This is a genomic window from Anoxybacillus sp. MB8, from assembly GCF_011006755.1.
GTDB classification, from domain to species: Bacteria; Bacillota; Bacilli; order Bacillales; family Anoxybacillaceae; genus Anoxybacillus; species Anoxybacillus gonensis.
Window position 1 is genome coordinate 1 of record NZ_RXXX01000141.1, and the last position, 377, is coordinate 377.

Annotated in this window: 1 rRNA gene; it reads right to left on the bottom strand. The window is 46.9% G+C overall.

What is annotated here, in order from left to right:
• Positions 1–295 precede the first annotated feature (295 nt).
• Positions 296–377, bottom strand: a 16S ribosomal RNA gene (locus EKC99_RS15580); the annotation flags it as partial.

Genomic DNA, 377 nt, shown 5'->3' on the forward strand with positions numbered 1-377 from the left:
CATCGGCTCCTAGTGCCAAGGCATCCACCGTGCGCCCTTTCTAACTTAACTAAACACACTTTTCAGCCTGTTATCTAGTTTTCAAAGAACATGGCTTCTTCTTGAAGCTACATCTTTGCTGCCATGCGCCGAGGAATTTATCATCTTCGTAATCACTCGCAGACGCAGGCGCAAAGCTACTGCTTGAACCTGTATGAGGGATATTCCCTCAAAACTAAACGAAGCGAAAAAGCGTTTTTTATCATACGATGTCTAGCTTCGAACGAAAGTTCTCCGCTTTTCTTCTTATCCTTAGAAAGGAGGTGATCCAGCCGCACCTTCCGATACGGCTACCTTGTTACGACTTCACCCCAATCATTTGCCCCACCTTCGGCGGC